The organism is Geodermatophilus sp. SYSU D01106 (assembly GCF_054049995.1).
The window spans coordinates 43,432-70,088 of sequence record NZ_JBJGYM010000008.1 but is presented as its reverse complement, the minus strand read 5'-3'; the positions used below and the strand labels follow the sequence as shown (position 1 = coordinate 70,088).

General features: G+C 74.7%; 23 protein-coding genes and 1 tRNA gene. 10 read left to right on the top strand and 14 right to left on the bottom strand.

The genetic code is table 11. The features are described from left to right. Nucleotides 1–12 precede the first annotated feature (12 nt). From ACI78R_RS10845 to ACI78R_RS10800, 10 genes are all read right to left on the bottom strand, one after another. Nucleotides 13–1,257 (bottom strand): MFS transporter, encoded by a 1,245-nt coding sequence (locus ACI78R_RS10845; RefSeq protein ID WP_457040719.1) that lies wholly within the window; start codon nucleotides 1,255–1,257, stop codon nucleotides 13–15. Between the two features lie 2 nt (nucleotides 1,258–1,259). Then, on the bottom strand, nucleotides 1,260–2,495 hold the full coding sequence (locus tag ACI78R_RS10840; protein WP_457040718.1) for a 2-hydroxyacyl-CoA dehydratase: 1,236 nt from the start codon (nucleotides 2,493–2,495) through the stop codon (nucleotides 1,260–1,262). Next, entirely contained in the window at nucleotides 2,492–3,643 is a 1,152-nt protein-coding gene (locus ACI78R_RS10835; RefSeq protein ID WP_457040717.1) for a 2-hydroxyacyl-CoA dehydratase, read from the bottom strand. Before ACI78R_RS10835 ends, ACI78R_RS10840 begins: the two co-directional genes overlap by 4 nt. Continuing rightward, nucleotides 3,644–4,882, bottom strand: a complete 1,239-nt coding sequence (locus tag ACI78R_RS10830) for a CaiB/BaiF CoA transferase family protein (protein ID WP_073419688.1) — start codon at nucleotides 4,880–4,882, stop codon at nucleotides 3,644–3,646. Further along, nucleotides 4,875–6,026, bottom strand: a complete 1,152-nt coding sequence (locus ACI78R_RS10825; protein ID WP_217651182.1) for a CapA family protein — start codon at nucleotides 6,024–6,026, stop codon at nucleotides 4,875–4,877. Before ACI78R_RS10825 ends, ACI78R_RS10830 begins: the two co-directional genes overlap by 8 nt. Before the next feature lie 16 nt (nucleotides 6,027–6,042). Further along, nucleotides 6,043–6,867 (bottom strand): amino acid ABC transporter ATP-binding protein, encoded by an 825-nt coding sequence (locus tag ACI78R_RS10820; protein WP_457040716.1) that lies wholly within the window; start codon nucleotides 6,865–6,867, stop codon nucleotides 6,043–6,045. Continuing rightward, nucleotides 6,864–7,802, bottom strand: coding sequence for an amino acid ABC transporter permease (locus ACI78R_RS10815; RefSeq protein ID WP_073419686.1), 939 nt, complete (start codon nucleotides 7,800–7,802; stop codon nucleotides 6,864–6,866). Before ACI78R_RS10815 ends, ACI78R_RS10820 begins: the two co-directional genes overlap by 4 nt. Nucleotides 7,803–7,825: 23 nt before the next feature. Beyond that, nucleotides 7,826–8,755, bottom strand: a complete 930-nt coding sequence (locus ACI78R_RS10810; protein WP_073419685.1) for a transporter substrate-binding domain-containing protein — start codon at nucleotides 8,753–8,755, stop codon at nucleotides 7,826–7,828. Nucleotides 8,756–8,912: 157 nt separating this feature from the next. Continuing rightward, nucleotides 8,913–9,764 (bottom strand): PaaX family transcriptional regulator, encoded by an 852-nt coding sequence (locus ACI78R_RS10805; RefSeq protein WP_457040715.1) that lies wholly within the window; start codon nucleotides 9,762–9,764, stop codon nucleotides 8,913–8,915. Nucleotides 9,765–9,836: 72 nt separating this feature from the next. Further along, on the bottom strand, nucleotides 9,837–10,838 hold the full coding sequence (locus ACI78R_RS10800) for a PaaX family transcriptional regulator (protein WP_457040714.1): 1,002 nt from the start codon (nucleotides 10,836–10,838) through the stop codon (nucleotides 9,837–9,839). A gap of 204 nt (nucleotides 10,839–11,042) precedes the next feature. On the opposite strand from ACI78R_RS10800, the gene ACI78R_RS10795 reads away from it, so the two are divergent. Both ACI78R_RS10795 and ACI78R_RS10790 read left to right on the top strand, forming a co-directional pair. After that, nucleotides 11,043–12,452, top strand: a complete 1,410-nt coding sequence (locus ACI78R_RS10795; protein ID WP_457040713.1) for an alpha/beta hydrolase family protein — start codon at nucleotides 11,043–11,045, stop codon at nucleotides 12,450–12,452. Nucleotides 12,453–12,552: 100 nt separating this feature from the next. Then, entirely contained in the window at nucleotides 12,553–13,806 is a 1,254-nt protein-coding gene (locus tag ACI78R_RS10790) for an alpha/beta fold hydrolase (protein ID WP_457040712.1), read from the top strand. Nucleotides 13,807–13,827: 21 nt separating this feature from the next. Here ACI78R_RS10790 and ACI78R_RS10785 read toward each other — a convergent pair whose 3' ends face one another. Both ACI78R_RS10785 and ACI78R_RS10780 read right to left on the bottom strand, forming a co-directional pair. Then, the gene (locus ACI78R_RS10785) at nucleotides 13,828–14,634 is read right to left on the bottom strand and encodes a DNA-formamidopyrimidine glycosylase family protein (protein ID WP_457040711.1); all 807 of its coding nucleotides are present in this window, start codon (nucleotides 14,632–14,634) and stop codon (nucleotides 13,828–13,830) included. 337 nt (nucleotides 14,635–14,971) lie between these two features. Further along, entirely contained in the window at nucleotides 14,972–15,574 is a 603-nt protein-coding gene (locus ACI78R_RS10780; protein ID WP_457040710.1) for a TetR/AcrR family transcriptional regulator, read from the bottom strand. A gap of 97 nt (nucleotides 15,575–15,671) precedes the next feature. Between ACI78R_RS10780 and ACI78R_RS10775 the strand changes: the two genes are divergently transcribed. From ACI78R_RS10775 to ACI78R_RS10745, 7 genes are all read left to right on the top strand, one after another. After that, a complete protein-coding gene (locus ACI78R_RS10775) occupies nucleotides 15,672–16,880 on the top strand; it encodes a cytochrome P450 (RefSeq protein WP_457040709.1) in 1,209 nt (402 codons plus the stop codon). Next, nucleotides 16,877–17,833 carry an MBL fold metallo-hydrolase gene (locus tag ACI78R_RS10770; protein ID WP_457040708.1) on the top strand — a complete coding sequence of 319 codons (957 nt, stop codon included), beginning with the start codon at nucleotides 16,877–16,879 and terminating at the stop codon, nucleotides 17,831–17,833. The genes ACI78R_RS10775 and ACI78R_RS10770 overlap by 4 nt, the downstream gene beginning before the upstream one ends. Then, entirely contained in the window at nucleotides 17,830–18,804 is a 975-nt protein-coding gene (locus tag ACI78R_RS10765) for a fumarylacetoacetate hydrolase family protein (protein WP_457040707.1), read from the top strand. The genes ACI78R_RS10770 and ACI78R_RS10765 overlap by 4 nt, the downstream gene beginning before the upstream one ends. Continuing rightward, nucleotides 18,801–20,708, top strand: a complete 1,908-nt coding sequence (locus ACI78R_RS10760) for an acetoacetate--CoA ligase (protein ID WP_457040706.1) — start codon at nucleotides 18,801–18,803, stop codon at nucleotides 20,706–20,708. The genes ACI78R_RS10765 and ACI78R_RS10760 overlap by 4 nt, the downstream gene beginning before the upstream one ends. A 56-nt stretch (nucleotides 20,709–20,764) precedes the next feature. Beyond that, complete coding sequence (locus ACI78R_RS10755; RefSeq protein WP_457040705.1) at nucleotides 20,765–21,673, top strand: PDR/VanB family oxidoreductase; 909 nt, start codon at nucleotides 20,765–20,767, stop codon at nucleotides 21,671–21,673. Between the two features lie 207 nt (nucleotides 21,674–21,880). Continuing rightward, nucleotides 21,881–22,888, top strand: a complete 1,008-nt coding sequence (locus ACI78R_RS10750) for an NAD(P)H-dependent flavin oxidoreductase (protein WP_457040704.1) — start codon at nucleotides 21,881–21,883, stop codon at nucleotides 22,886–22,888. Nucleotides 22,889–23,025: 137 nt separating this feature from the next. Continuing rightward, nucleotides 23,026–23,244: a hypothetical protein gene (locus ACI78R_RS10745; RefSeq protein ID WP_457040703.1), complete on the top strand. Its 219-nt coding sequence runs from the start codon at nucleotides 23,026–23,028 to the stop codon at nucleotides 23,242–23,244. A 93-nt stretch (nucleotides 23,245–23,337) separates the two neighbouring features. Here ACI78R_RS10745 and ACI78R_RS10740 read toward each other — a convergent pair. Beyond that, nucleotides 23,338–23,411 (bottom strand) — tRNA-Pro (locus ACI78R_RS10740). Between the two features lie 187 nt (nucleotides 23,412–23,598). On the opposite strand from ACI78R_RS10740, the gene ACI78R_RS10735 reads away from it, so the two are divergent. Beyond that, the gene (locus tag ACI78R_RS10735; protein ID WP_457040702.1) at nucleotides 23,599–25,077 is read left to right on the top strand and encodes an MDR family MFS transporter; all 1,479 of its coding nucleotides are present in this window, start codon (nucleotides 23,599–23,601) and stop codon (nucleotides 25,075–25,077) included. A gap of 62 nt (nucleotides 25,078–25,139) precedes the next feature. Here the strand turns inward: ACI78R_RS10735 and ACI78R_RS10730 are convergent, their stop codons facing one another. Continuing rightward, entirely contained in the window at nucleotides 25,140–26,654 is a 1,515-nt protein-coding gene (locus ACI78R_RS10730) for a M1 family metallopeptidase (protein ID WP_457040701.1), read from the bottom strand. Nucleotides 26,655–26,657 lie beyond the last annotated feature (3 nt).

The window sequence follows — 26,657 nt, the reverse complement described above, 5'->3', positions numbered from 1 at the left end:
CGGCCGGCACCCTCACGCGCCGGCGCGGTCGGCCGCCACGGCTCCCGGGCCGACCGGGATACCCGCGGCGGCCGACCGCCGGACGAGCACGAGGGCCACCGCGCAGAGGGCGCAGACGACCGCACCCACGCCCATGGCGACCCGGGCGCTCGACGCGTCGACCAGCGCCCCCACGAGCAGGGCGCCGACGGGGGCCGTGCCGACGCTGCCGAGGGTGAGCAGCGCCGTCACCCGGCCCAGCAGGACGGCCGGGGCCAGGGACTGGGCGGCGCCGTTGACGGCGCCCTGGTAGGCGCCGAGCCCCAGGCCGAGCAGGGGCGCGGCGAGCAGGAACAGCGTCACCGACGGGGCGGCCGCGTTGACCGCGAGCGCACACCCGTACCCCGCGCAGGACACCCCGAGGGCCGTGAGGCCGACCTGCCGGCGGGAGGACACGGCGAGCCCGCCGGCCACCGCGCCCACCGCGTTGAGGGCGTGGGCCGCCCCCAGCACCTCCGCGTCCCCGCCGAGGGTGAGCGAGACCATCGCGGTGATCACCACCATGAGGTTCAGCGCGCCGACGGTCACCGCCGTGTTGACGACGAGGACGGCGACCAGCGGCCGGTTCCCGCGGATCTCCCGCAGCGCCGCCCGGAGGCCCGGTGGCGCCGCGCCGTCTCCCCGCCGGGAGGTCAGCGCGGTGCGGTCGATCCGCACCAGGCACCCGGCGATGACCAGGTAGGACGCGGTGTTGACGAGCAGGCAGGCGACGCCGCCGGCCGCGCCGTAGGCCACGCCGGCCAGCGCCGGCCCGACCGAGCGCGCCGAGGACACCGCCACGGTGTTCAGCGCGACGCCGTTGGCCAGCCGCTCCGGCCCGACCAGCTCGTAGACGAAGGCCTGCGCCGCCACCCGCTCGAAGGCCTGCGCCGCCCCGAGGACCGCCACCAGGCCGAGCACCAGCGGCAGCCGCAGCGGGTCCCGCGACACGACCCACGCCAGGCCCGCGACCGCCACCGCCGACGCGAGGGAGGTGGCGAGCAGGATCCGCCGGACGTCGCGCCGGTCGGCCAGCGTCCCGGCGTACATCCCGACCAGCAGGAGCGGGGTGAACTGGCAGACCGTCACCAGCGCCAGCGCGCTCGCCCGGCCGGTCTCCTCCAGGACGATGAGCGACAGCGTCAGGTTCTGGAACCAGGTGCCGGTGTTCGAGACGACCTGTCCCGCGAAGAAGAGCCGGAAGTTGCCGATGCGCAGGGAGGACGGCGGCCGGCGCACGCTCAGCTGAGCCGGCCGTCGATGAACCCGGTGATCGCGGCGGTGAGCGCGTCCGGGTCGCTGGCCCGCGGGTCGGCGTTGTCGGCCCGGATCTCGAGGACCGGGATGCCGGCGTCCTCCAGCGCCCGGGTCGTGAACGAGCTGGCCGGCACGTCGTCGGCCACGAGGTGCACCACCCCGTCGACGCCGTGCGCGCGCGCCTCCTTCACGTACCACTCCCCCGACCACGGCGGGGTGTAGAGCTGGTCGGTGAAGCCGGCGAACCGCGCCGCGAGGGCCCGGACCGGGTCGTCGCCGTGGCGCGGGTAGCCGTCGGCGGCGATGGCCAGGTACATCGACCAGACGAACACCGCGCCGTGGCTCTCCTGGAAGCGCCGGTACAGGTCGAGGTCGAACCAGAGGCCCCGGCCGATCCACATCAGCCGGACGCGCTCGTCCGGGCACAGCGCGGCGCCGGACGCGGCGAGCTCCGCGACCTCCTCGTACAGGCGGCGGGCCGCGTCCACGGCCCACTCGGTCCCGCGGTGCCACTGCGGGACCATCACGCCCGGGATGGTGTCGTTGACCGCCACCGGCGTCGGCCGGGTGGCCGCGAGGAGGTCGCGGGTCCGGCGGTTCCACTCCGCCTGCTCGTTGACCAGGTCCATTACCCGCCGCAGCCGGCCGACGTCGAGGGTCCTGCCGGTGCGCTCCTCGAGGAAGCCGACGAGCTCCTCGATCTCGGCGACCATCAGGTCCAGCCGCTCGCTGCCGTAGGCCTCCTCCCAGCGGTGCGGGACCAGCTCCCACCACCGGGCGGGCGCGGTGACCGCCGACGACCGCTCGAAGGGGAAGAAGTCGACGCCGGGCCGCTCGGCCCACAGGTCGAACACCTTGCGCGCCGCGTCCCCGCTGGTCTCGGCGATCACGATGCTCGGCTCCGGGAGGCCGCCCCACGGCGCCGTCTCCGGCGGGAGGCTCGTCGAGCCGAGGGAGATCGCGTCGTACTGCCGGCTGTGGTCGGGGAACCCCCGGTCCCGCAGCACCTGCAGGCTCGCGTCGGCCTGCCGCTTGGCGGAGACGACCGACGCCCACCACTGGTTGACCACGTACGGGATGTCCATCGCCTTGAGCACCTCCTGCGGTGCGTCGGCGTTGACCAGCGCGAGCGGCTCGCCCGCGGCGACCCGCTCCTGGACCGAGCGGAACCACTGCTTCTGGTGCGCGGTCGCGGCGGTGGCCGAGGCCAGGCGGCTCATGCGGACTCCCTCGTCGCGGCGGACGCCGTCGCGAGCACCGCGCGGACGTCGGAGGTGCGGCTGACGTACGGCTGGCGCAGCAGCGCCGCCGTCCCGATCCCGAGCGCCGCGGCCCGCTCCCGCTGGACGGGCAGGTCCCAGGCCGGCGCCTCGTCGTGCTCCCGGACCACGGCGAGCAGGAGGTCGGCGCGGCACGCGGCCGCCTCCGCCGCGGTCCACTCGGCGTGCGCGCGGATCGAGGAGGTGGCCGCCGCCGGCCCGCGGTGCTGGTAGGCGCGGGCGATCTCGTCCGTGCCGGCCCACCCGGGGACGTCGACGGTCAGGGCGAGGTCCCCCCGGTCGTGGTCCTCCCCCACCACGTGCCAGCCCTCGTCCTCGACCGCGACGTAGAGCCGGTCGTGGTCCTGGGCGCTCCCGGTCAGGAACAGGCGCGGGCGCACGGGCAGCGCGGGGCCCGCGGCCGCGGCGGCCAGCAGCTCGCCGAGCCGCTCGGCCGCCTCCGCCCCGGGCATCGCGGTCACGGCGCCGTGGACGTGCAGGGCCGTGGTCCCCGACAGCCCGGGACGGTCGGCGCGGCGCAGCCGCTGGGCGTCCCGCAGCAGCGACCGCACCCGCCGGGCGCCCGCGACCGCGCGGGCCAGCCCGTCACCGGTCACCGCGGTGCCCGTCCACCCCGCGAGCACCTCCGCGAGCTGCGCCACCCGGGCGGCGTCGTAGCGGGTGGTGGACGCGCGGGGCAGGTGCAGGAGGTCGAGCAGGTGGACCGGCGGCAGCTGCAGCCCCGGCTCGAGACGGCGCAGCTCCCGGAGCACGTAGAACAGCGCGAGCGACGCCTGGCTGTCCCGGGACACGACCAGCCCGGTGAGGAACCGCCAGTCGCCGTCGAGGAGCTGCGCCAGGACCGAGGACACGGCGGGGTCGACCGCGGCGCCCAGCAGGCGGTCCGCCTCGGCCGAGGTCCGCCCGGGGATCCCGGACAGCCGGACCGGGCAGGCCCCGGCCGCCTCCACGAGCTCTCCCGGCACGTCGGCGCCGACGTACCCGACCACGGGCACCCCGCCGGCGGCCCGCTCCCGGGCCCGGTCCCGGCGGCCGTCGACGGCGTCCCGCCACCAGGTGGGGTCGGAGCCGGCTCCGGTGTCCGGCACTCAGAGCACCCCGGCCTTGAGGAGGTCCTCGATCCGGTCCTCGCCGTAGCCGAGGAGCTCCCCGAGCACGGCCTCCGTGTGCTGCCCCAGCCGCGGCGCGGGCCGGTCCAGCGTCGTGTCGCTGTCCGACATCCGGATCGGCACGCCGGTCGCCCGGAGCTCGGCGACGGTCCCGAACCGGGGGTCGGCGAGCGGCACCACCTCGCCGCGCTGCGCGACCAGGGGGTCGCGGACCGCGGCCCGGGGGTCGCGGACCTCGGCCGCGGGCGCGCCGTGCGCGGTGAACGCGGCGCACACGGTGGCCACGTCCCGGTCCCGCGCCCAGTCGGCGATGAGGTCGTGCAGCGCCGCGGCGTTCGCGACCCGCCCGTCCCGCTCGGCGAAGCGCGGGTCGCCGACGAGGTCGGGCCGCTCGATCGCACGGAGCGCGCCGTGCGCGAAGGAGTTGGTGGGCGCGCACAGCGCGAGCCACCCGTCCCGGGCGGCGAAGATCCCGAACGGCGCCAGCCGGGGCACCGTCGGCCCGGTGCGGGTGGGCAGGCCGATCTCCTCGAGCGCGTCGAAGGGCTCGCAGGCCACGAGCGAGGTGAGCGCGCCCAGCATCGAGACGTCGACGTGCTGGCCCCGCCCGGTGCGGTCGGCCTGCACGACGGCGGCGAGCGTGCCGATCACCGCGTACAGCGGCGCCACCAGGTCGCCGACGGGCAGGCCGAAGCGGACCGGGGGCTCGCCGGGGGCGCCGGCGGTCATCATCACGCCGCTGAGCGCCTGGATGATCGTGTCCATGGCCTTGCCCGACCCGGGCCCGCCCTGCGCACCGAACCCGCTGATCGACGTGTAGACGACGCGGGGGTTGAGCTCCCGCGCCCACTCGTGGTCGATGCCCAGGCGCGCGGTCACGCCGGCGCTGTAGTTCTCCACCACGACGTCGGCGGCGCGCACCAGGTCGGCGAGCACCTCGCGCCCCTGCGGGTCCTTGAGGTTGAGGGTGACGCTCTCCTTGTTGCGGCCGCGCACCAGCATCGAGACCGACATGTCGTCGGCGTCCTGGCGGCGCACGCCCAGGCCGTCGGCGGTCAGGTACGGCGAGTTGTTGCGGGAGGCGTCACCGCCGGTGTCGGGGTTCTCGACCTTGATGACCCGGGCACCGAGCCCGCCGAGCAGCAGGGTCGCGTAGGGACCGGCCAGCGCGGTGGTCAGGTCGACGACGACCTTGCCCTGCAGGGGACGCTCACTCACCGGGGACCTCCTCGCCGGCCGCGCGGACGAGCACCTCGTCGCCGGACCACTCGAACCGCGTGTCCAGGCCGGCCTCGCGCGAGATGCGCTCGACGTAGCCGGCCACCTCCTCGCCCTTCACCCCGCGCCCCAGCGGGACCGGCCGGGCGTCGTCGTCGATCCAGCACGGCACGAAGCCCGCCTCGACCCGGCCGTCCGCGCCGAACCGGCACACCGCGATCGCCGTGGCCCGGCTCTCCGGGTGGAAGGGGTAGGTCGGCATGCGCGGGTCGGGCGCGAAGCCGAACATCTCGCGGCGCTTGCGCGCCCAGGCCTCCAGCTCCGCGGCGTTGCCGCCGGACGGGGTGAGGGCCCGCGTGACCGTCACGAAGTTGCCGAGCCCGTGGTAGACCGGCCGGCCGCGGTACACCTCGATGCCGCGCATGATGTGCGCGTGGTGGCCGAACACCACGGACGCGCCGGCGTCGACCGCCGCGTGCGACACCTGCCGCTCGTAGTCGGCGACGTGCACGGGCGTGTGGCCGATCCCCTTGTGCAGGGACACGCAGACGACGTCGGCGGAGGCGGCCGCCGCGCGGACGTCGTCCTGCATGCGCCGCAGGCTGTCCGGGGCCGCGAAGGTGTAGACGGTCGGCGGGCCGCCCGGGTTGGCGTACTCCAGGTCGTAGTGCGTGAGCACCTTGACGTAGGCGCAGCCGGCCTTGCGCGACGTCGCCCAGGACTCCTTCGGCCCCACGCAGTTGTAGCTGAGCACCGCGATCCGCAGCCCGCCGCGCTCGACGACGGCAGGGGTGCGCGCCTGCTCGAGGTCCATGCCGGCGCCGGCGGTGAGCAGTCCGGCCGCGCGGGCGTGGGCGATGGTGTCGGCGACGCCCTCGGTGCCGGCGTCGTAGACGTGGTTGCCGGCGAGGGTGACGACGTCGAAGCCCGCGGCGGTGACCGCCTTGAGGTGCTCGGGGTCGGCCGGGGGCGCCGGCACGTCGGTGCTGGCGCTGGTGGTCGTGGTGCTGTGCGGCACCTCGACGTGGCCGATGGCCAGGTCGGCGCGCCGCAGGGTGTCGGTCGACGGGGCGAAGAAGCTGTCGGGATCGGGCTCGTCGAGCACCAGGTCGCCGACGGCCATGACCGTCACGGGGTGGTCCACGGGGTGTCTCCTCGGGTCAGACGGCGGGAGCCGCGGCGTCGGCGCGCTGCTGCCGCTGGGCGAAACGGGTGAGGAAGGCCTGCAGGCGCGGGGAGCGCGGGGCCTCGAAGACCTCCTGCGGCGTCCCCACCTCGACGACGCGGCCGCGGTCCATGAAGACGCAGCGGTCGGCCACCTCGCGGGCGAAGTCCATCTCGTGGGTGACGACGACCATCGTCATCCCGGTCCTCGCGAGGTCGCGGACCACCGAGAGCACCTCGTCGACGAGCTCCGGGTCCAGGGCGCTGGTCGGCTCGTCGAAGAGCATGATCCGCGGGTCGGTGGCGACGGCGCGGGCGATGGCCACCCGCTGCTGCTGACCGCCGGAGAGCTGCTTGGGGTGGGCCTGGTGCTTGTCGGCCAGGCCGATCCGCTCCAGCAGCTCCACCGCCCGGCGGCGGGCCTCCTCGGGACGCTGGCCGTGCACCTTGACGGCGGCCTCGGTGATGTTGCGCAGGACCGTCCAGTGCGGGAACAGGTTGAACTGCTGGAAGACCATGCCCATCCGGCGGCGCTGGCGGGCGACGCGGGCCTCGGGCAGGGGCCGCAGGTGGCCGCGGTGCTGCTCGTAGCCGAGCAGCTCGCCGTCCAGGTAGGCCGCGCCGCCGTCGACCGACTCGAGCTGGTGGACGCAGCGGACCAGGGTGGACTTGCCCGACCCGGACGGCCCGAGGACGACGACGACCTCGCCCTCGTGCACGTCGAGGTCGACGCCGTCGAGCGCGACGTGGTCGCCGAAGACCTTCCGCAGCCCGCGGACGGACAGCACCGGGCGTGCGGGCCCGCTCCCCGGGGCGGTCATGCCCGCGCTCCGGCGAGGCCGAGGCGGGGCCGGCGGCGGCCGCCGGCGACGGTGGCGGTGCGGTCGTGGCCGCGGCCGAAGTGGCGCTCGAGGCGCTTCTGGCCGAGCGAGAGGACCGTGACGACGGTCAGGTACCAGATGCAGGCGACGACCAGCATCGGGATGACGTCGTAGGTGCGGTTGTAGATGACCTGGACCGAGTGCAGCAGGTCGCTCATGGCGATGACGCTGACCAGCGAGGTGCCCTTCAGCAGGCTGATGAACTGGCTGCCGGTGGGCGGGATGATCACCCGCATCGCCTGCGGCAGGACGACCTTGAAGAAGGCCTGGCGGCCGTTGAAGCCCATGGCGCGGGCGGCGTCGCGCTGGCCGGGGTCCACGGCGAGGATGCCGGCGCGGACGATCTCGGCCATGTAGGCCGCCTCGTGCAGGGTCAGGCCGATCAGGGCCGCGGTGAGCGGGGTGATGACCTCGTTGGCCGACCACGACGCGAACGTCGGGCCGAACGGGATGCCGATCGACACGTCGGGCACCAGGAACGCGAGGTTGTACCAGAAGATGAGCTGGACCAGCGGCGGGATGCCGCGGAAGACGCCGACGTAGAGGGTCGACGCCCACCGGACCGGGCCGAAGTCGGAGAGCTGCCCGGCGGCGAGCACGACGCCGAGCGCCGACCCGACGACCATGGCGATCACCGTGAGCATCACGGACATGCCGAGGCCCTGCAGCACGGTCGGGTGGAAGAGGTACTCCCCGACGACGTCCCACTCGAAGCGCTCGTTGCCCACGAGGAAGGTGGCCAGCTGCGCGCCGACCACGAGGAGCACGGCCCCCAGCAGCCAGCGCCCCGGGCGGAACCGGGGCCGCGCGGCCGCGACGTCGTCCGGTGGTCGCTCCTGGACGGCGGGGTCGGGAGCGGGGTGCGTGGTGGTCATGGAGGCGTCCCCTGACAGGAGGGTCACTGCTCGGTGGCGGGGTTGAGGAGGGGCTCGTCGATGGTGACGTCCTGGAGGTTCCACTCCTCCATCACGCGCTCGTAGTCGCCGTTCTCGAAGAGGACCTGGAAGGCCTCGAACACCACGGGACCGAGCTCGTTGGACTTCGGGGTCAGCAGGGCCATCTGGTCCACGCCGGCGCCCTGGTCCTCGGTCTGCGAGACGTAGTAGTAGTCCTCGCTGGCGCTGACGATGTCGATGGCGGCGGCCTCGGTGACCGCGGCGGCGTCGACCCGGCCGGCGTCGACGGCGAGGATCGTGGCGTTGGTGTCGGCGAGCCCGGTGAACTCCACCGGCCCCTCCCCCTGCCCCTCGCACCACTGCGAGAGCCGGGTGACCATCTCCTGGGTCACCGACCCCTCGGTGCCGGCGACCGTCTTGCCGCACAGGTCGCCGCTGTCCTCGATGCCGGCGTCGCTGCCCTCGGGGACGACGTAGGAGGTCACGGTCGTCATCCAGACGACGGCGTCGAACTCCGCCTCGCGCTCCGGGGTGGTCCGCACCGGCCCGTTGAAGGCGTCGTAGCGCCCGGACAGCATCCCGGAGAGCATCGCCGGGAGACCCGTGGTGATCTCCGTCCGGATGGGCACGCCGAGCACCTCGGAGAGCGCGGCCTGCAGGTCGGCGTCGATCCCCGTCACGGTCTGCCCGTCGGCGCCGACCGTGCGGTAGGGCGGGTGCGAGTCGCCCGCGAACACGATCTCGCCCGCGTCCTTGATCTCCTGCGGGAGCCGGTCGTACAGCTCCGCCTCGGTGTCGACGCCGCCGGAGGGTCCCGCCGCCGGGTCCGGCCCCGGGGCGGCCGACGAGGTCTCCCCCGACCCGCCACAGGCGGCCAGGACGGCCATGGAGACGGCCAGGGGCAGCGCGAGTCGAGCAGTGGTGTGGCGCATGGGGTCTCCAGTCGTACGTCACAGGTGCGCGGTCGGCAGTACGAGAAAGTGTCGCCGGTTACAGGGGGCGAAAGTAACCACCGCCACAACGGCTGTCAACGAAACGCCCCGGCAACGCCCGCGTCACCGCCCGGCCCCCGGGTCGTCGGACGGGCCCTCAGGACAGGTCGGGCGCCGTCACCAGGATGTCGGCCGCGGCGGCGCGCGCCGGCGGGTCGAGCTCGGCGTGCCACCGGCGGAAGACCTCCTGCGCCCGGCGGGCGGGCCAGTCGGCGGGGAGGTGCTCCAGCGGCAGGCGCGGGTCGCTGCGCAGGACGGCCAGCCAGTCGGTGGTGAGGGCCAGCTGGGCGGCGAGCGCGTCGCCGGCGGCCCCGGCGGGCCCGCAGTCGCCCCAGCGGGCGAGGAAGTCGTCGTACCGGGCCCGCAGCTCGGCGAGGTCCCAGGCGTCCCGCACCATCTCGGGGACGTCGACGTCGGGACCGGGGCGGGCGACGAACGCCCTGACCCGGTCGGCCCCCTCGACGCCGGCCAGCACCTGCCCGACGTCGAGGGCGGACGGCGCGATCCACAGCCCGCCCTGCAGCATGCCGAAGCCCGCCCACTGCAGGCGGGACCGGATCTGGTGGCGCTGGCGCTGCCAGGCCTCGGGCAGCGAGAAGGTCAGCAGCGTCCAGGCGCCGTCCCAGTGGCCGCTGACCGCAGCCGCCGCCCACAGCCGCCGCTGGCCGTCCGCGAGCAGCTCCCGGGAGCGCGGGGTCAGCCCCAGGAACACGGGCCGGCCGCGCCGCTCGCGGCGGAGCAGGCCGCGCTTCTCCATCCGGAGCAGGACCGAGCGGGTGGCGGGGTCGGAGACGCCGACCCGCGCCATCACCTCCGAGACGCTGGTCTGCGACACGAGGACCGCGCGGCCGAGGACGTGCCGGCCGAGGAGCGTGAGCAGGAGGGCCTGCGGCCGGGCGGCGCCGGCCGGCACCGCCGTGACGTCGGGCGCCGCCGGCTCCGCGCTCACGGGCGCACCCCGGCGGCGTTCCTCACCGTTCCCGTGACGGCCGCAACGGATCCGGTACGCCCGGGCGCCGCGTCAGAGCCCACGGCCCCGCGGTGCGGCCTCGCGCAGCCGGCGCTCCTCGACCGCCCGCTCGAACGGCGTGCCACCGGTGGGCTGCGGGTCGCCGAGCTGGGCGAACAGCTCGGCCACGGTCCGGGAGTCGTGGTGGCGGGCCAGCGCGGCGAGGTCCGGGTCCGACTGCGCCAGCACCTCGCGGAAGCGCATCTCGGCCAGGGGCCCGAGCCGGTCGTAGATCTCGACGAAGACCCGCTGCGCCCGCGCCCGCGGCCAGTCGGCGGGCAGGAGCTCGGCCGGCATGTCGGGATCGGTCTCCGGGAAGCGGCGCCAGTCGACCCGGAGCTCGGTCCGGGCGCGCAGGGCGTCGGCCGGACCGATCCGGCCCGCCGCGGCGGCGGCCAGCAGCGGCTCGTAGCGCTCGACGAACTGCCGGTACTCCTTGACCAGCGGCTCGAGGTCGAAGGCCGACCGCGGGCTGCCGAGCCGCCCGGCCCCGGGCACCTCGGTGGAGCGCAGCACGGTGGCCGTCTCGACGCCGAGCTCGTCGAGCAGCCTGCGCGCGGCCGCCCCGCTGTCGTGCGGGGACACCCACACGCCGTCGTAGAGGGCGGCGAAGCGCAGCACCCGCAGGCGGGCCCGCAGGGCACCGCGCAGCTCCCGCGACTGCTCGGGCACGGAGAAGGCGACGACCGTCCAGCTCCCGTCCCACCGCGGCGCCGACGCCCCGAAGGTCAGCAGGCGGTGGGTGCGCCGGACGATGACCTCCGAGGTCCGCGGCGGGATGCCGTAGGCGGTGGTCCGGCCGCTGCGGGAGACGGTGAGCAGCCCCCGGGATGCCAGCCGGCGCATCGCCGCACGGGCGCCGTCGGCGGTGGTGCCGAACTCCGCCAGCAGCCGGACGAGGGCGCTGGAGGGGATGTGCTCGTCCCGCCAGTACCAGAAGTCGCCCAGCAGCGACGTCAGGAGCAGCTGCGGCTCGGGCCCCGTCTGGTTCCGGGGGAGGTCGATCGGCGTCATGTGTCTCGTCCGTCCTCGGCTGGCTCGGCGAGCACCCACCGTACGTCCCGGGGCCGCCGGGACCACCCCCCGACCGGGTTGACACGGACGACACATCGCTGGACGCTCGTCCGGCCATGCGGCAGTAATGCCGGTCACAGGGGCTCGCGCCGACACGGAGTCGGCCGCCCCATCCCTTCCCCTCGCCCGTCCCATCACCTCGACGTGGAGGAACACGACGTGCTCTCGCGCACCACGACCGTGCGGACCCTGACGGCCGCCCTCGCCGCGGCCACCGTCCTGGGCAGCGGCACGGCCACCGCCGCACCGGCCGCCCCGGGCGGCACGCCCTGCCTGCCCGGCTCCCCCGACCGGCCGACCTGCATCTCGGGGACCCTCGAGGACGGCACGCCCTACGAGTTCGTCGTGCCGGCCGACTGGGACGGCACGGTCGTGGTCGCCCTCGACTTCGCCGGCCCCGGCCCGGCGCAGGAGCTCACGGCCCGCCTGCTGTCCGACGGCGTGGCCCGCGGCGGCACCACCCGCGCGGTGACCGGCTGGGACATCGCGTCGGCCATCGACAACCAGGCCGAGGCGCTGGCCCGGTTCGAGGACGCCTACGGCCCGGCCCGGTACGCGATCGCCTCCGGCACCTCGATGGGCGGGTTCGTGTCCGCCGGGGTCGCCCAGGTCCACCCGGACGTCTTCGACGCGGCCGTGCCGTTCTGCGGCGGGCTCGGCGGCTCGGTCGGGCAGTGGAACCAGAAGCTCGACACCGTCTTCGTGCTCGAGCACCTGGTGGCACCGGGCCTGCCGGTCGTCGACGTCCCCGCCGACGTCGCGGGTGCCCAGCGGGCGTGGATCGACGCCCTCGCGGCCGCACAGCAGACGGCGGAGGGCCGGGCGCGCATCGCGCTGGCCGCCGCGATCGGCCAGCTGCCCGCCTGGGGCGTCCGGCCGGACGGGACGGCGCCGCCGCCCCCGGACCCGCGCGACGCCGCGGCCCTGCAGGAGGGCGCCTACCTCGCCCTCGCCGGCGGGCCGCTGCCCTACGTCGGGCAGGCGATGAGCAGCCGGCGGCAGATCACCGCGGTCGTCGGCGGCAACCCGTCGTGGAACACCGGCGTCGACTACGCCGAGCAGCTGCGCCGGGCCGACCCGGAGCTGCGCCGCGCCGTCCGCGAGCTGTACGCGGCGGCCGGGCTCGACCTCGGGGCCGACCTGGACGCCCTCGCCGCGGCCCCGCGCATCGCCGCGGACCCCGCCGCGGTGGAGCGCTTCGCACGGGGCATCGTCCTCGACGGGGACCTGCAGGTGCCGGTCCTCACGGTGTCCGGCACCGGCGACCAGATCTCGACCGTCGCGCAGCAGCAGTCCTACGAGGACCGGGTGCGGCGGGAGGGGGCGAACCGGCTCCTGCGGCAGACGTACGTCGAGTCCGTCGGCCACTGCACGTTCTCGGGGGCCGAGCAGCAGGCGGCGCTGCGCACGATGGGCGACCGCCTCGAGAGCGGCTCCTGGCCGGCGACGTCGCCGCAGGCCATGAACGCCCGGGCCGCGGAGCTCGGGGCCGACCCGGCGCCCCGCTACGTCGGCTACACCCCGCCGCGGTTCAACCGGCCGTACCCCGGCTGACGCCGCTCGCGGCGCCGTGCGCCCGGTGTCGACCTGCCGCTGCCTCCCCGACCGGGAGACGGCGGCAGGTCGGCACCGGGCGCACTGACAGGATCGGGCGGTGACCGAGTACGACCTGCCCGGCATGCGGGTGCGCGAGCACACGGTGCCCGTGCCGCTGCACTGGGACGCCGACGACGGCCCGACGATCGACGTCTTCGTGCGGGAGCTCGTCCGCCCGTCCCGGGACGCCGACGACCTGCCGCTGCTGCTGTTCCTGCAGGGCGGGCCCGGCGGCAAGGGACCGCGGCCGGTCGGGCGCGGCGACTGGGTCGACCGGGCGCTGCGGGACTTCCGGGTGGTACTGCTCGACCAGCGGGGCACCGGCCGCAGCACCCCGGTGACCGCCCGGCGGATCGGTGCCCTCGCCGGCCCGGCGGCGGCCGCCGCCCACCTCATGGCCTTCCGGGCCGACTCGATCGTCGCCGACGCCGAGCACGTGCGGGCGACGGTCTACGGCGGCCGCCGCTGGACGACGCTCGGCCAGAGCTACGGCGGCTTCCTGACGCTCACCTACCTCTCGCGCGCCCCGCAGGCCCTCGACCGCTGCCTCGTCACCGGCGGGCTGCCGGGCCTGACGGCGGACGCGCGCGAGGTGTACCGGCGCACCGGCCCGCGGGTGGCCGCGAAGACCCGCCGCTTCTACGAGCGGTTCCCCGGCGACGTCGACCGGGTGGCCGCGGTCGCCGACCTGCTGGCCGCCGGGGACGTCCGGCTCCCCGACGGTGACCGGCTCACCGTGCGCCGGCTGCAGACCCTCGGCCACGCGCTGGGCACCGGGAGCGGCGCCGAGCAGCTGCACTGGCTCTTCGACGAGGCGCTGGTCGACGGCGAGCCGTCCGCGGGCTTCCTCGACGAGGTCGCGCGGCGCACGTCGTACTGGGACAACCCGCTCTACGCGGTCCTGCACGAGAGCATCTACGGCAGCGGGCCGGGCGCCACCGGCTGGGCCGCCGAGGCCGAGCGCGGGCCCGACCTCTCCCCCGACCTGCGCCCCCTGCCGTTCACCGGCGAGATGGTCTACCCCTGGATGTTCGACGAGATCGCCTCGCTGCGGCCCTTCCGGGACGCCGCGCACGCCCTGGCCGCGCTGCCGGAGCACCCGCCGCTGTACGACCCGGCGCGGCTGGCCGCCAACGAGGTGCCGGTCGACGCCGTCGTCTACTTCGACGACATGTACGTCGACGCGGACCTGTCGCTGCGGACGGCGGACGCCGTCGGCAACGTGCGCACCTGGGTCACCAACGAGTTCGAGCACGACGGCCTGCGCGCCGGCGACGTTCTCGACCGCCTGCTCGGCCTGCGCGACCGCTGACCGACCGGCCCGGGCGCGCGCTCAGGTCTGGCAGCGGGGGCACCACCAGGTGTGCCGGCCCTCCGGGTCCTCGCTCCCCTGCTCGCTGAACAGCAGCGCCGTCCCGCACCGCAGGCACGGCTGGTGGGTGCGGCCGTACACCCAGTACCGGCGGCCGGGCCGGGTGTCGCCGGTGGTCACGCGCCCGGGCCCGCCGGGCGCGATCGCGAACCGCATCGCCCGGATCGCCAGCCGCACGAGCGGCTCGGCGTCGACCTCGCCGACGGGCGTGCGCGGCAGGTGCCCCCGCAGGAAGCACAGCTCGTTGACCCAGACGTTGCCCAGGCCGGCCACGGTCCGCTGGTCGAGCAGCGCCGTCACGAGGGGCCGGTCCGGCTGCGCCGCCAGCCGGCCGACGGCGTCCGCGACCAGGTCGTCGGCGGAGCGCCCGGGGTCGAGCAGGTCGGGGCCCAGGTGCCCGACGACGGACTCCTCGGCGTCGGTGGGCAGCAGCTCGACCACGGGCATGCGCAGCGCGGCCGCCGTGGGCCCGGTCGTCGTCAGCACCACCCGCGCGTCGGCCTGCACGCGGCGGGGCAGCGAGCGCCCGGCCGCGAGGACCGTCCACTCGCCGTCCATCCGCAGGTGCGTGTGCAGGGTCAGCGCCTGGCCCGCGTGGTCGAAGCGGGTGAGCAGGTGCTTGCCCCGGGCGGTCGTCCCGAGCACCGCCGCGCCGGACAGGTCGGCGGTGGCGTGCCGGGGAACGCGGAAGTCGCTGCCGCGGACGGTGGTGCCCGTCAGGACCCCGAGGCGCCGGGCGAGGCGGTGGACGGTGTCGCCCTCGGGCATCGCTCCCCCTCGGATCGCGGGCGGCAGGACCGGCCGGACCCGCCCGGGTTCCCCCGGAAGGCCGTCGAGGGCCGCCCCGGATCGCTCCGGAACGGCTCTCGACCTGGACTCTCGGGCTCACACGATAGGCCCTGCGCCCCCGGCCCCAGCCGGCACCCGGAGGTCCGCCGAGGTCCGTACACATCCGGTCCACGCAGGTCAGCACGCAGCGGTGGTCGCTGACGTCCGCGAGCGGACGCCCCCGGCGTGCCGCGTTGCCAGACACGACCGGCGCCGTGTCCCGAGCGCTCGGTCGGCCGTGGAACGACGCCTCCGGGATCCGGTCGACCAGCCTCGATCAGGCGTCGCTCGGCCGTAGCCCTCGCAGGACCACGCCGATGCCTGCGTCCACGTGCGCGGCGACGGTCGTCGGCTGGTCGCGTTCGCGGACCCAGCGGAAGACGGCGCCGAGGAGGACGTCGCTGAGGGTCCGGGCCACCGTTGCGGTGTCGAGGTGACCGGCGATCTCCCCGCGGGTCTTGCCGGCATCGATGAGCGGGCAGAGGTCGACGAGCAAGGCGGACTCGTACCTGATGGGTCCGGCGGCGGCGGTCCAGCCGATCATCATCTGGCGCGACACCTCGGGTTCGTCCTGCACCATGCGGCAGATCAGCGAGAAGAACGCGCGGATGCGGTCGAGGCCCCCACTGGTCCTGTCCTCGGCGACGACCCGCACGGCGACGTCGGCCAGGCGCCGCACCCAGAGCATCGGGATGTCGCTCTTGTTGGGGAAGTGGTTGAAGGCCGTGCGCCGGGACGTACCGGCGCGGTCGGCGATCTGCGCCATCGTCGTGTCCTCGTAGCCCTGCTCGGCGAACAGGTCAGCGGCGGCCCGGTAGAGGCGGTCCTGGGTGGCCAGTGCACGCAACCGGGTCCGATCCGACTCGGCGGATTCACCCAACGCGCCTCCCGCTGTATGACCGTTGACACATTTTGCACTCCAGTGCAGGCTCCCGACTGTTGCACTCAAGTGCAACACATCATCCGGGAGGTTCGCCATGACCAACGTAGTGACGCCGACGTCCGCCGAGGTCGATCTGGATCCCTACCAGCCCGACGCACTGGCTGACCCCTACCCGTTCTACGCACGGCTGCGGGAGCAGGGCCCGCTGGTCCACGTGCCCCAGCGCGACGCCTGGTACGTCACCAGCCACGCCGCAGCGGTGAAGGTGCTGCGTGGGCACGCTGACTTCGTCTCCGGAGACGGGGTCACCTACTCCGGCGCCACCGTCCGCACCGAGCGGTTCCCGCTGCTGGAGAGCGACCCGCCGGACCACACCCGTATCCGGCGAGCCGTGCAGCCCTCCTTCGCCAGGGAGCCCATCGACGCGTTCGGGCCGGCGATCCGGGAGGCCGCCGCCGCGATCGTCGGCGCCGCGGTGCAGGCCGGCGACGTCGACGTCGTGCAGGCCATCGCCCAGCCCATGCCCGACCGCGCGATGCAACTGCTGACCGGACTCACCCCGCCCAGCCCGCAGGTGCTGGTCGACTGGAGCGACGCCGTGGTGCGCGCGGAGGAGCCGGCCGGCACCCCGCGGCACAACGAGCTGCTCGGTGAAGCCCTGGGCTGGATGGTCACCGAGGGCATCCCGGGCATGCCCGCCCACTGCCTGGGGCGCCTCATCATGGACGAGGGCGGGGCCGGAGGGGCGCTGGATGCGGCCGGCGCCGAGCGGCTGATGACGCTGGGGTCGATCTGGCTGGCCGGCATCGACTCCACCGGGGCACTGCTGGGCAACTCCATCAACGCGTTCATCGACCACCCCGACCAGTGGGAGCTGCTGCGCGCCCGACCCGACCTCATCCCCAACGCGGTCGACGAGCTGTTGCGCTACGAGGCACCGTTCCGGGTCTTCTACCGCCACACCCGCACCGACGTCGACGTCGCCGGCACCACCCTGCCCGCCGGCGCGTCGGTGGGTGTCCTGTTCGGCGCCGCCAACCGCGACCCCGCCCAGTTCACCGACCCCGACCACCTCGACGTCACCCGGGACAACGCCCGTACCCACACCTCCTTCGGCACCGGGGTGCACCTGTGCCTCGGTCAGCCCCTGGCCCGGCTGGAGGTCACCTCGATCATCACCGAGCTCACCCAGCACGTCGCCCGGTTCGAGCGGACCGGGGACGCCGTCCGCGACCCCAGCCAGACCGTCCGCAAGTTCAGCTCCCTGCCGGTCCGCCTCGTCCCGGCAGGCGGTGCCCGGTGACCAGCCGCCGCGGTGACCTCCGCGCGCTGGGAGGTGACTGCCACGCCTGGCTGCTGGGAGCCGGGCACTGGGGCGAGAACAACTGCGGCCTCGTCGTGGGCGAGGGGCAGTCGTTGCTCGTCGACACCCACATGGACCTGCTGCACACCGCGACGATGCTGCAGGGGTTCCTGCCGTACACCACCGACAACCCCATCCGGACGGTCGTCAACACCCACTCCGACGGCGACCACTGGTTCGGCAACCAACTGGCCGCCGGCCCGGGCGTCGAGATCACCGCCACCGAGGCCGCCGCCGCTGTCATGACACCGGACTCCGTCGCGACGTTCGCGACCCTGTGGCGACGCCGCGACCGGATCGGTGACTTCGTGCGGGAGGTCTGCGGGACCTTCGACCTGTCCGGGATCAGCCCTGCTCCCCCCACCCGCACCTTCACCGGCCAGCTGGACCTCGACGTCGGCGGTCGACGGGTGCGGCTGCTGGAGGTCGGGCCGGCGCACACCGAGGGCGACCTGCTGGTGCACGTCCCCGACGCCGCCGTCGTCTTCACCGGCGACATCGTCTTCTCCGGCGCGGCACCGCTGGTCTGGCACGGGCCGCTGTCCCGGTGCATCGCCGCCTGCGACGCGATCACCGCCCTCGAGCCCGACGTCGTCGTCCCCGGTCACGGGCCGGTGACCGACGTGACGGGAGTCCGCCGCGTGCGCGACTACCTCGACCACGTGCTGCACGAGACGACCACACGGTTCCGGGCCGGCATGTCGGCCGAGGAAGCGGTCGCCGACATCGACCTCGGCCCGTTCGACGACATGGTCGAGCACGAGCGCATCGCCGCCAACGTGGTGGCCGTCTACGAGGAGCTGGACCCCGACCGGCCACCGACCACCCGGATGGAGCACTTCGACCACATGGCCGTGCACCGCCTCCGTTCCCGCGAAGGAGCCTCGTCGTGAAGATCGCCCGCATCCAGCACGAGGACGCGACCCGCGTGGGCATCGTCGAGGACGACGTCGTCCTGTTGCTGACCCCGGGCAGCTCCGTGGAACAGCTGCTCGCCGCCACCCCGTCCGAGAGGCAGGACCTGGTCGAGGAGGGCCGGGACACCCGGGTCCCCCTGGCGGCGGTACGACTGCTGGCCCCCGTCCAGCCGCCCACCCTGCGGGACTTCCTCACCTTCGAGGAGCACCTGCGGGGCAGCCTGGCGCTGCTCAGTCACCCCGAGCCCCCGCCGGCCTGGTACGACCAGCCACTGTTCTACTTCTCCAACTCCAACGCCGTCGTCGGCCCCGACGACGACGTCGAGGTCCCCCCGGGCTGCCGCCGCCTGGACTTCGAGGTCGAGCTCGCCGCCGTCGTCGGACGGCCCGGCAAGGACCTCACCGTCGAGCAGGCCGCCGACCACATCGCCGGCTACACGCTCTTCAACGACTGGTCCGCCCGAGACCTGATGGCACCGGTCATCCCGGTGGGCATGGGTCCGGTCAAGGGCAAGGACTTCGCCAACACCCTCGGTCCCTGGATCGTCACCACCGACGAGCTCGAGCCCTACCGCCGCGGGGACCGGCTCGCCCTGCGCCTGCACGGCGAGCTCAACGGCACACCACTGCCCGGAGGGGACGACACCTCGGCCAACATGTCCTGGTCGTTCGAGGAGATGGTGGCCTTCGCGTCCCGCGGCGCCGAGCTGAAGACCGGTGACGTGCTCGCGTCGGGCACCTGCGGGGCCGGGTCCCTGCTGGAGCACTGGGCCCGGACCGGGAGCGACCAGCCGCCGCCGTTGGCCCCCGGCGACGTCGTCACCCTCGTCGCCGAGGGCATCGGCCGGGTCTCCAACACCGTGGTCGCCGGCGTCGACCCGCACCCCGTGCCACCCGCCCGCACCGGGCTGGCCAGCGCCGAGCGCAGCTGGGGGCGGCCGGCGTGAGCGCCCCCCGCCCGGTCGTCACCGAGTTCGCCGAGTTCGCGGCGGGCTGCGGCGGCCCGCCGGCGACCGTGGACTACCACGCCCTGTGGCGGTGGTCGGTGCAGCACCGGGACGAGTTCTGGGCCGCCGTCACCGAGTTCTTCGACGTCGACTGGGCACGGACACCTGACCGGGTCAGCGACGACGCACCCATGCCCGCGACCCGCTGGTTCCCCGGCGGGCGGCTCAACTACACCCACCAGGTCTTCCGTCGACGTCGTACCGGTGCAGCCGTCGTGGGCTACGACGAGGGCGGCGGCCGGGTGGAGACGAGCTGGGCCGACCTCGAGCACCAGGTCGCCGCCCTGGCCGCCACCTTCACCGACCTCGGCGTCCGCGCCGGTGACCGCGTCGTCGGCTACCTGCCCGATCGCCCCGAAGCGGTCGTGGCCTTCCTGGCCTCGGCCAGCCTCGGAGCCGTCTGGGCCGGCTGCGGCACCGACCTGGAGGCAGACGCCGCCATCGCCCGCCTGGCCCAGCTCTCCCCGCGGGTGCTGGTGGCCGCCTCCGGGCACCGGCACCGCGGCTCCTGGGTCGACCGCACACCCCAGGTGGAGGCGCTGCGGACAGCACTGCCCCACCTGCGCGGCACCGTGCTGGTCGGTCCCTCCGCGCACCTGCCCGGCACGGTGCCGTGGCCGGATGCGGTCTCCGCACACCACGACGGCCTGCACCCGACCCCACTGCCGGCCGACCACCCCCTGTGGGTGCTCTTCAGCTCCGGCACCACCGGCGTGCCCAAAGGCATCCTGCACAGCCACGCCGGCGTCGTCGTCGAACACCTGAAGACCCTGGGCATCCACCTCGACGTCCGACCCGGGGACCAGTTCTTCTGGTACACGACCCTGAACTGGATGCTGTGGAACCTCCGCACCGGCGCACTGCTGCGCGGCGCCACCGTCCACTGCTTCGACGGCGCACCCACCCCCGCCGCGATCTGGGAGCTCACCGGCCGGGCCGGCATCACCCACCTCGGCGTCAGCCCCGGTTTCCTCGCCGCCACCCAGCAGCAGGACCTCGATCCCACCGCGGCAGCCGACCTGGCCGCCCTCCGGATGGTCGGCTGCACCGGATCGGTCCTCACCCCCACCGTGCAGCAGCGGGCGACCTCTGTGCTGGGGCCGGGGGTGGTGGTCGCCTCCACCTCCGGCGGCACCGACGTCGTCAGCGCCTTCGTCGGAGCGGTACCCACCGTCGACGTCCCCGTCGGGGAGATCGCCGTCCGGTGCCTCGGGGTGGACCTGCACGCCTTCGACGCCGACGGCCACGCCGTCGTCGACGAGGTCGGGGAACTCGTCGTCACCTCGCCGATGCCCTCGATGCCGGTCGGCTTCTGGAACGACCCGGGCGGCGACCGGCTGCGCGCCACCTACTTCGACGACCACCCCGGCGTGTGGCGCCACGGCGACCGGATCACCCTCACCAGCCGCGGCAGCGTCGTCGTCCACGGCCGCTCCGACGCCACCCTCAACCGGCACGGCATCCGCATGGGCAGCGCCGACATCTGCGAGGCCGTCGAACGCGTGCCCGGCATCCGAGAGGCCCTCGTCGTCGGGATCGAGGAGCCCGACGGCGGCTACTGGATGCCCCTCTTCGTCACCCTCACCGAGGGCACCACCCTCGACGCAGCGCTGGCACGGACCGTCAAGGACGCCGTGCGCACGACCGTGTCCCCCCGCCACGTCCCCGACGACGTCATCCAGGTGTCCGGCATCCCGCACACCCACACCGGCAAGAAACTCGAGGTCCCCGTCAAGAACATGCTCACCGGCCACCCCGAGCCGGTCCAGCCCGAGTCGGTCGACCGACCCGAGCTGCTGGCCGAGTACGACCGCATCGGCGAGCACCGGCGGGCCACCCGATGACCCCGACCGACCCTGCAGGCGGTCCGCTCGAGCTGACCGTCCGCAGCAAGACCCGCGTGGCCGAGGGAGTCGTGCTCGTCGAACTGGCCCATCCCGGCGGCGAGGACCTGCCCCTCTGGGAACCCGGAGCGCACATCGACCTGCACCTCGGCCAGGGCGTCGGCATCCGCCAGTACTCCCTGTGCTCATCCCCCACCGACCGGTCCAGCTATGCCATCGCCGTCCTGCGGGAGGACACCGGCCGCGGCGGCTCGGTCCACGTCCACGACCGGCTGCAGCCCGGGCACGGAGTACGGGTCAGCCCGCCGCGCAACAACTTCGCCCTCGTCGCGGCCTCTCGCTACCGGTTCATCGCCGGCGGCATCGGCATCACCCCACTGCTGCCCATGATCGAGCTCCTCGAGCGCCGCGGAGCGGACTGGACCCTGCTCTACGGCGGACGCACCCGCGACTCGATGGCCTTCCGCGACGAGCTGCATGGGTACGGCGGCCATCGCGTGGTCCTCCACCCCCAGGACCAGCACGGACTGCTCGACCTCGCACGAGCCCTCACCGGCCCGCACCCCGGCGAGGTCGTGTACGCCTGCGGCCCGGGCCCCCTGCTGGACGCCGTACGCCACCACACCACCGGCTGGCCTGCCGACGCCCTCCACCTCGAACGGTTCTCAGCGGACGAGGACGCCCTCGCCGGACCGACATCGAACTTCGACGTGGAGCTCACGCGGTCCGGCCTCCAGCTCACCGTGCCGGCCGGCCAGTCCATCGTCGACGTCGTCGAGGCCGCCGGGGTGACCGTCGTCACCTCCTGCATGGAGGGCACCTGCGGGTCCTGCGAGACACCCGTGCTCGCTGGCGACATCGACCACCGCGACTCCGTCCTCACCCAGGCCGAGCAGGACGCAGGGACGTGCATGATGATCTGCGTCTCCCGAGCACGGGGGTCGCGGCTGGTCCTCGACCTGTAGACGAGCCACGAGGTCGACCTGAGGCCGGCTCTGGACCTCGTGGTCGCACGACACGGACTCGGCAAGAAACCGGCCCGTTCCCCGGTGCGCGGCCGACACCAGCCAACAGCTCCCCCGCCGACGGGGCGAGGTCCTACGTCCCCCCGGGCCGGGCGTCGCCGTTCCAGCCGGCTCCACCGTCCCGACGACCCCGAGGAGCGCCCCGTCGTGAGCTCACCTGACGTGCTGCGCGGCCGGCTGAGCCTTCCGGTCGTCGCCTCGCCGATGTTCATCGTCTCCGGCCCGGACCTGGTCGTCGCCCAGTGCTCGGCCGGCGTCGTCGGATCCTTCCCGGCAATCAACGCCCGCCCCGCCGCCCAGCTCGGTGACTGGCTGACCGAGATCGACGAGCGGCTGGCCGCCGCGGCCGCGACCGGAGCGACCGTGGCCCCGTACGCGGTCAACCAGATCGTGCACCGCTCCAACGACCGGCTGGAGGCCGACGTCGCGCTGTGCGTCGAGCACCAGGTGCCGATCGTCATCACCTCGCTGGGCGCCCGCGAGGACGTCTACGACGCGGTGCACTCCTACGGCGGCATCGTGTTGCACGACGTCATCGACGACCGGTTCGCCCACAAGGCCGTCGACAAGGGCGCCGACGGCCTCATCGCGGTGGCGGCCGGCGCGGGCGGGCACGCCGGGACGACGTCCCCCTTCGCGCTGGTGCGGGAGATCCGGCGCTGGTTCGACGGGCCGCTGGCGCTGTCCGGGGCGATCGCGCACGGCTCGTCGGTGCTGGCCGCGCAGGCTGCCGGTGCGGACCTGGCCTACGTGGGCTCGGCGTTCCTGGCCACCACCGAGGCGCGGGCGGCCGAGGGCTACAAGCAGATGGTGGTCGACAGCTCCGCCGCCGACATCGTCTACAGCAACCTGTTCACCGGCGTGCACGGCAACTACCTGGCCGGCTCCATCCGCGCGGCCGGCCTCGACCCGGCCGACCTGCCCACGAGCGACCCGAGCGCGATGAGCTTCGGCTCCGACGGCGGCGCCAAGGCCTGGCGCGACGTCTGGGGCTCCGGTCAGGGCATCGGCGTCGTCGACGCCGTCGTCCCCGTCGCCGAGCTCGTCGCCCGGCTGACCCGGGAGTACGCCGAAGCCAAGGCCGCCCTGGACGCGGCGGTCATCGCGCCCGCCGCCGTGCGGGACGCCGAGGGGCGCCCGAGGCCGCCGACCTGACCGAGTCCGGGTCCCAGCGCGTGGTCGCGGGCGCCGACGGCGACCTGTTCGAGGCCGTCGAGGGCATCGGCTCGACCACCTGGCACCCACGAGGACCAGGACGAGACAGTCCCGCTGCCTGGCCGGCCCACCGTCCGATGCTGCCCCTCAGCCGGCGCCCCGGGGAGCCGCCGGCCCACACGGTGATCATCCCGCAGCCGACCTCACCGGAGATCCACGACCTGCGGGCGGGCGAGGGCCACGACTGGCTCCACGGGATCGCCGGACCCCTGGGCCTGGGGCTGGGCGATCAGGACGTGGTCCGCACCGCCGGCGAGGTCGCCGACGTCGACTCGACCCGGGCTCAGGAGTGCTGAGGAACGCCGGTCGACGCCCGTCGCTTCACGGATCGCTCCACGACGCGGGAGGCGGGCCGCCCGACTCGGACGACCCGCCTCTGACCTGCACTGTCGGGCTGACAGGATTTGAACCTGCGACCCCCTGACCCCCAGTCAGGTGCGCTACCAAGCTGCGCTACAGCCCGAGCGCCGGGCGGCTCGCACCGCCCGATCGCTGCGCCGACGAGGTTACCGCACGCCGTCGGCCGCCCTCCGCGGTGGTCGGGCGCGGGAATGCCCGGCCACCCCGAGGTGTCACAGTTGCTCGTGACAACCGGTACCCGCGCCGCGGTGGGACTCCGATCCGAGCGCGGGCCCGTGCTCGGGGCGGTCATGCTCAGCACCGCCCTCATCGCGCTCGACAGCACGATCATCGCCACCGCCGTCCCGGCCGTCGTCGACGACCTCGGCGGGTTCAGCCAGTTCCCCTGGCTGTTCAGCGTCTACCTGCTCACGCAGGCGGTGACCGTGCCGGTCTACGGCAAGCTCGCCGACGTGCACGGCCGCAAGCCGGTGCTCCTGTTCGGCATCGCGGTGTTCGTCGCCGCGTCCCTGTTCTGCGGGCTGGCGTGGTCGATGCCGGCGCTGATCGTGGGCCGGGCGCTGCAGGGCATCGGCGCCGGCGCCGTCCAGCCGATGGGCATCACCGTCATCGGCGACATCTACACCGTCGAGGAGCGCGCCCGCGTCCAGGGCTACCTCGCCTCGGTGTGGGGCATCTCCTCGGTGCTCGGCCCCACCCTCGGCGGCCTGTTCAGCGACGCCCTCTCCTGGCGCTGGATCTTCCTGATCAACCTGCCGCTGGGCGCGCTCGCGTTCTGGGCCCTGTCCCGCCGGTGGACGGAGAAGGTCGAGCGGAGCGCCCACCGCCTCGACGTCGCCGGCGCCGTCCTGCTGTCCGCCGGTGCCGCGCTGCTGGTCCTCGGCCTGCTCGAGGGCGGCAACGCCTGGGCGTGGGCGTCCGCGCCCGGCATCGCGGTCCTCGCGACGGCGGTCGCGCTCCTGGCCGCGTTCGCGCTGGTCGAGCGGCGGGCCGCCGAGCCCGTGCTGCCGCTGTGGGTGCTGCGCCGCCGCATCCTGGCCAGCGGCAACGTCGCCGCCCTCGGCCTGGGCGCGCTGCTCATCGGCCTGAGCTCCTACCTGCCCACCTGGGCACAGGGCGTGCTCGGCGCGAGCGCGCTGGAGGCCGGCTTCGCCCTCGCCGCCCTCACCCTCGGCTGGCCCGTCGCGGCGAGCCTCGCCGGCCGCGTCTACCTGCGGCTGGGGTTCCGCACCACCGCGCTGCTCGGCGTCGCCCTCGTGCTGGTCGGCACGGCCGGGACGGCGTTCCTCGGCCCCGACGCCTCCCTGTGGGAGGTCGGCGCCTGGATGTTCGTCACCGGCCTGGGCCTCGGCCTGTCGTCGTCGCCGCTGATCGTCGCGGTGCAGTCGGTGGTCGGCTGGGACCGTCGCGGCGTCGTCACCGCCACCAACATGTTCTCCCGCTCGATGGGCTCGGCCCTCGGCGCGGCGGTGTTCGGCGCCATCGCCAACACCACCCTCGCCGCGCGCTTCGCCGCCCCGCCGGCAGGGCTCGACGGCGAGGTGCCCACCGACGTCGACAGCACGACGGCGGCGCTCGGGCAGGGCGGGGCCGTCGCCGACTTCGCCCGGGAGAGCCTGCACGCCGCCTCGCACGGCGTGTTCGTCGCGACCGCCGTGACCGCCGTCGTCATCGCGCTGGCGGTGCTGGCCATGCCCCGCCGGACCGAGCCGCTGCACTTCGACGACGACCCGTCGGACGACGCGCAGGACCCGGCCCCGGCGGGCTGACACGCGGAGGGCCGCCCGCGGGCAGCGTGCCCGCGGACGGCCCTCGTGCGACCGGGACCGGCTCAGGGAGCCGGGGCCGGCTCCGGCGCCGGCGCGGGCTCGGGGAGCCCGGCCGGGCGGCCCGGGGTGAACAGCCAGACGGTGAACAGGTCGTCGAGTTCCTGCCCCGAGACCTCCTCGGCGTGGCCGATGAACTCCTCCGTGGTCGCCGTCTGCCCCGCCTTGGTCGCCGCCCACTCGCGCAGGAGGGTGAAGAAGGCCTCGTCACCCACCTGCACGCGCAGCGCCTGCAGCGTCATCGCGCCGCGGTAGTAGACCGCCGAGTGGAACAGCTGGTCGGCGCTCGCCCCGGGATCGCCGATGACGACGTCCCAGAAGCCCGGCTGCAGCGCCTCCTCCGGTGCGGCGGCGAGGGCGTCGAACTCCTGCTGCGGCGTGCTCACGCCCTCGTGCTCCAGCCACAGCCACTCGGCGTAGGTGGCGATGCCCTCGTTGAGCCAGATGTGCTGCCAGGTGTCGAGCCGCACCGAGTCGCCGTACCACTGGTGGGCGTACTCGTGGACGACGACGAGCTCCCCGAACAGCGGGTCGGAGAAGAAGTACGGCGAGTACACCGGCCGGGTCTGGGTCTCCAGCGCGAAGCCCAGCTCGGGGGCGTGGTCGGCGATCCCGCCCGCGGCGGTGAACGGATACGGGCCGAACCACTCCTCCTGCGCCGCGACGATCTGGGGCTGCCGGCCGAAGGAGTGGTCGACCACCTCACCGGCCAGTGGCCCCTCGGTCTCCGGGTCGGCGTCGAACTCCGCCAGGCGCGGGTCGACGGCGTCCCAGTAGGCGATGCCGTCGGCCTCGTAGGCCCGCACGTCGAACTCGCCGACGGCCAGGGTGACCAGGTAGGTGGCCATGGGCTCCTCGGCCGACCACGACCACGTCGTCCACCCGTCGGTGGTCCACGAGCCGCACAGCACGCCGTTGGAGATGCCCTCCAGCCCCTCGGGCACGGTGATCGCGACGTCGAGCGAGGCGGCGTCGCGGGGGTGGTCGTTGGCCGGGAACCAGGTCGCCGCGCCGTGCGGCTGGCCGGCGACGACGGCGCCGTCGTCGGTGTGGAAGAAGCCCGAGGCTCCGAGCTCGTCCTGGAGGGTCTGCGGGACGCCGTCGTAGACGACCTCGACGAGGAACCGCCGCCCCTGGTGCAGCGGGTGCGCGGGCGTGACGACCAGCTCCTGGCCGTCGCGGGTCCAGGCCGCCGGGTGCCCGCCCACGGTGACCGACCGGACCTCCATGCCCTGCAGGTCCAGGTCGAAGCTGGAGAGGGACTGGGTCGCCCGGGCCGAGATGAGCGCCGTCCCGGCGAGGACGTCGGTGGCCGGGTCGTAGCGCAGGTCCAGCCCGTAGTGCTGGACGTCGTAGCCGCCGTTCCCGTCGAGCGGGAAGTACGGGTCGCCGATGCCCGGCGCGCCGGGGCTCGGCGCGCCGGGGTGCGAGGCCTCCGGCCCGCCGTCGGCCGCGGCGGTACCCGCGCCCGCGACGACCAGGACACCCGCCGTCGTGATCACTGTCAGCCTGCGGTGCATCAC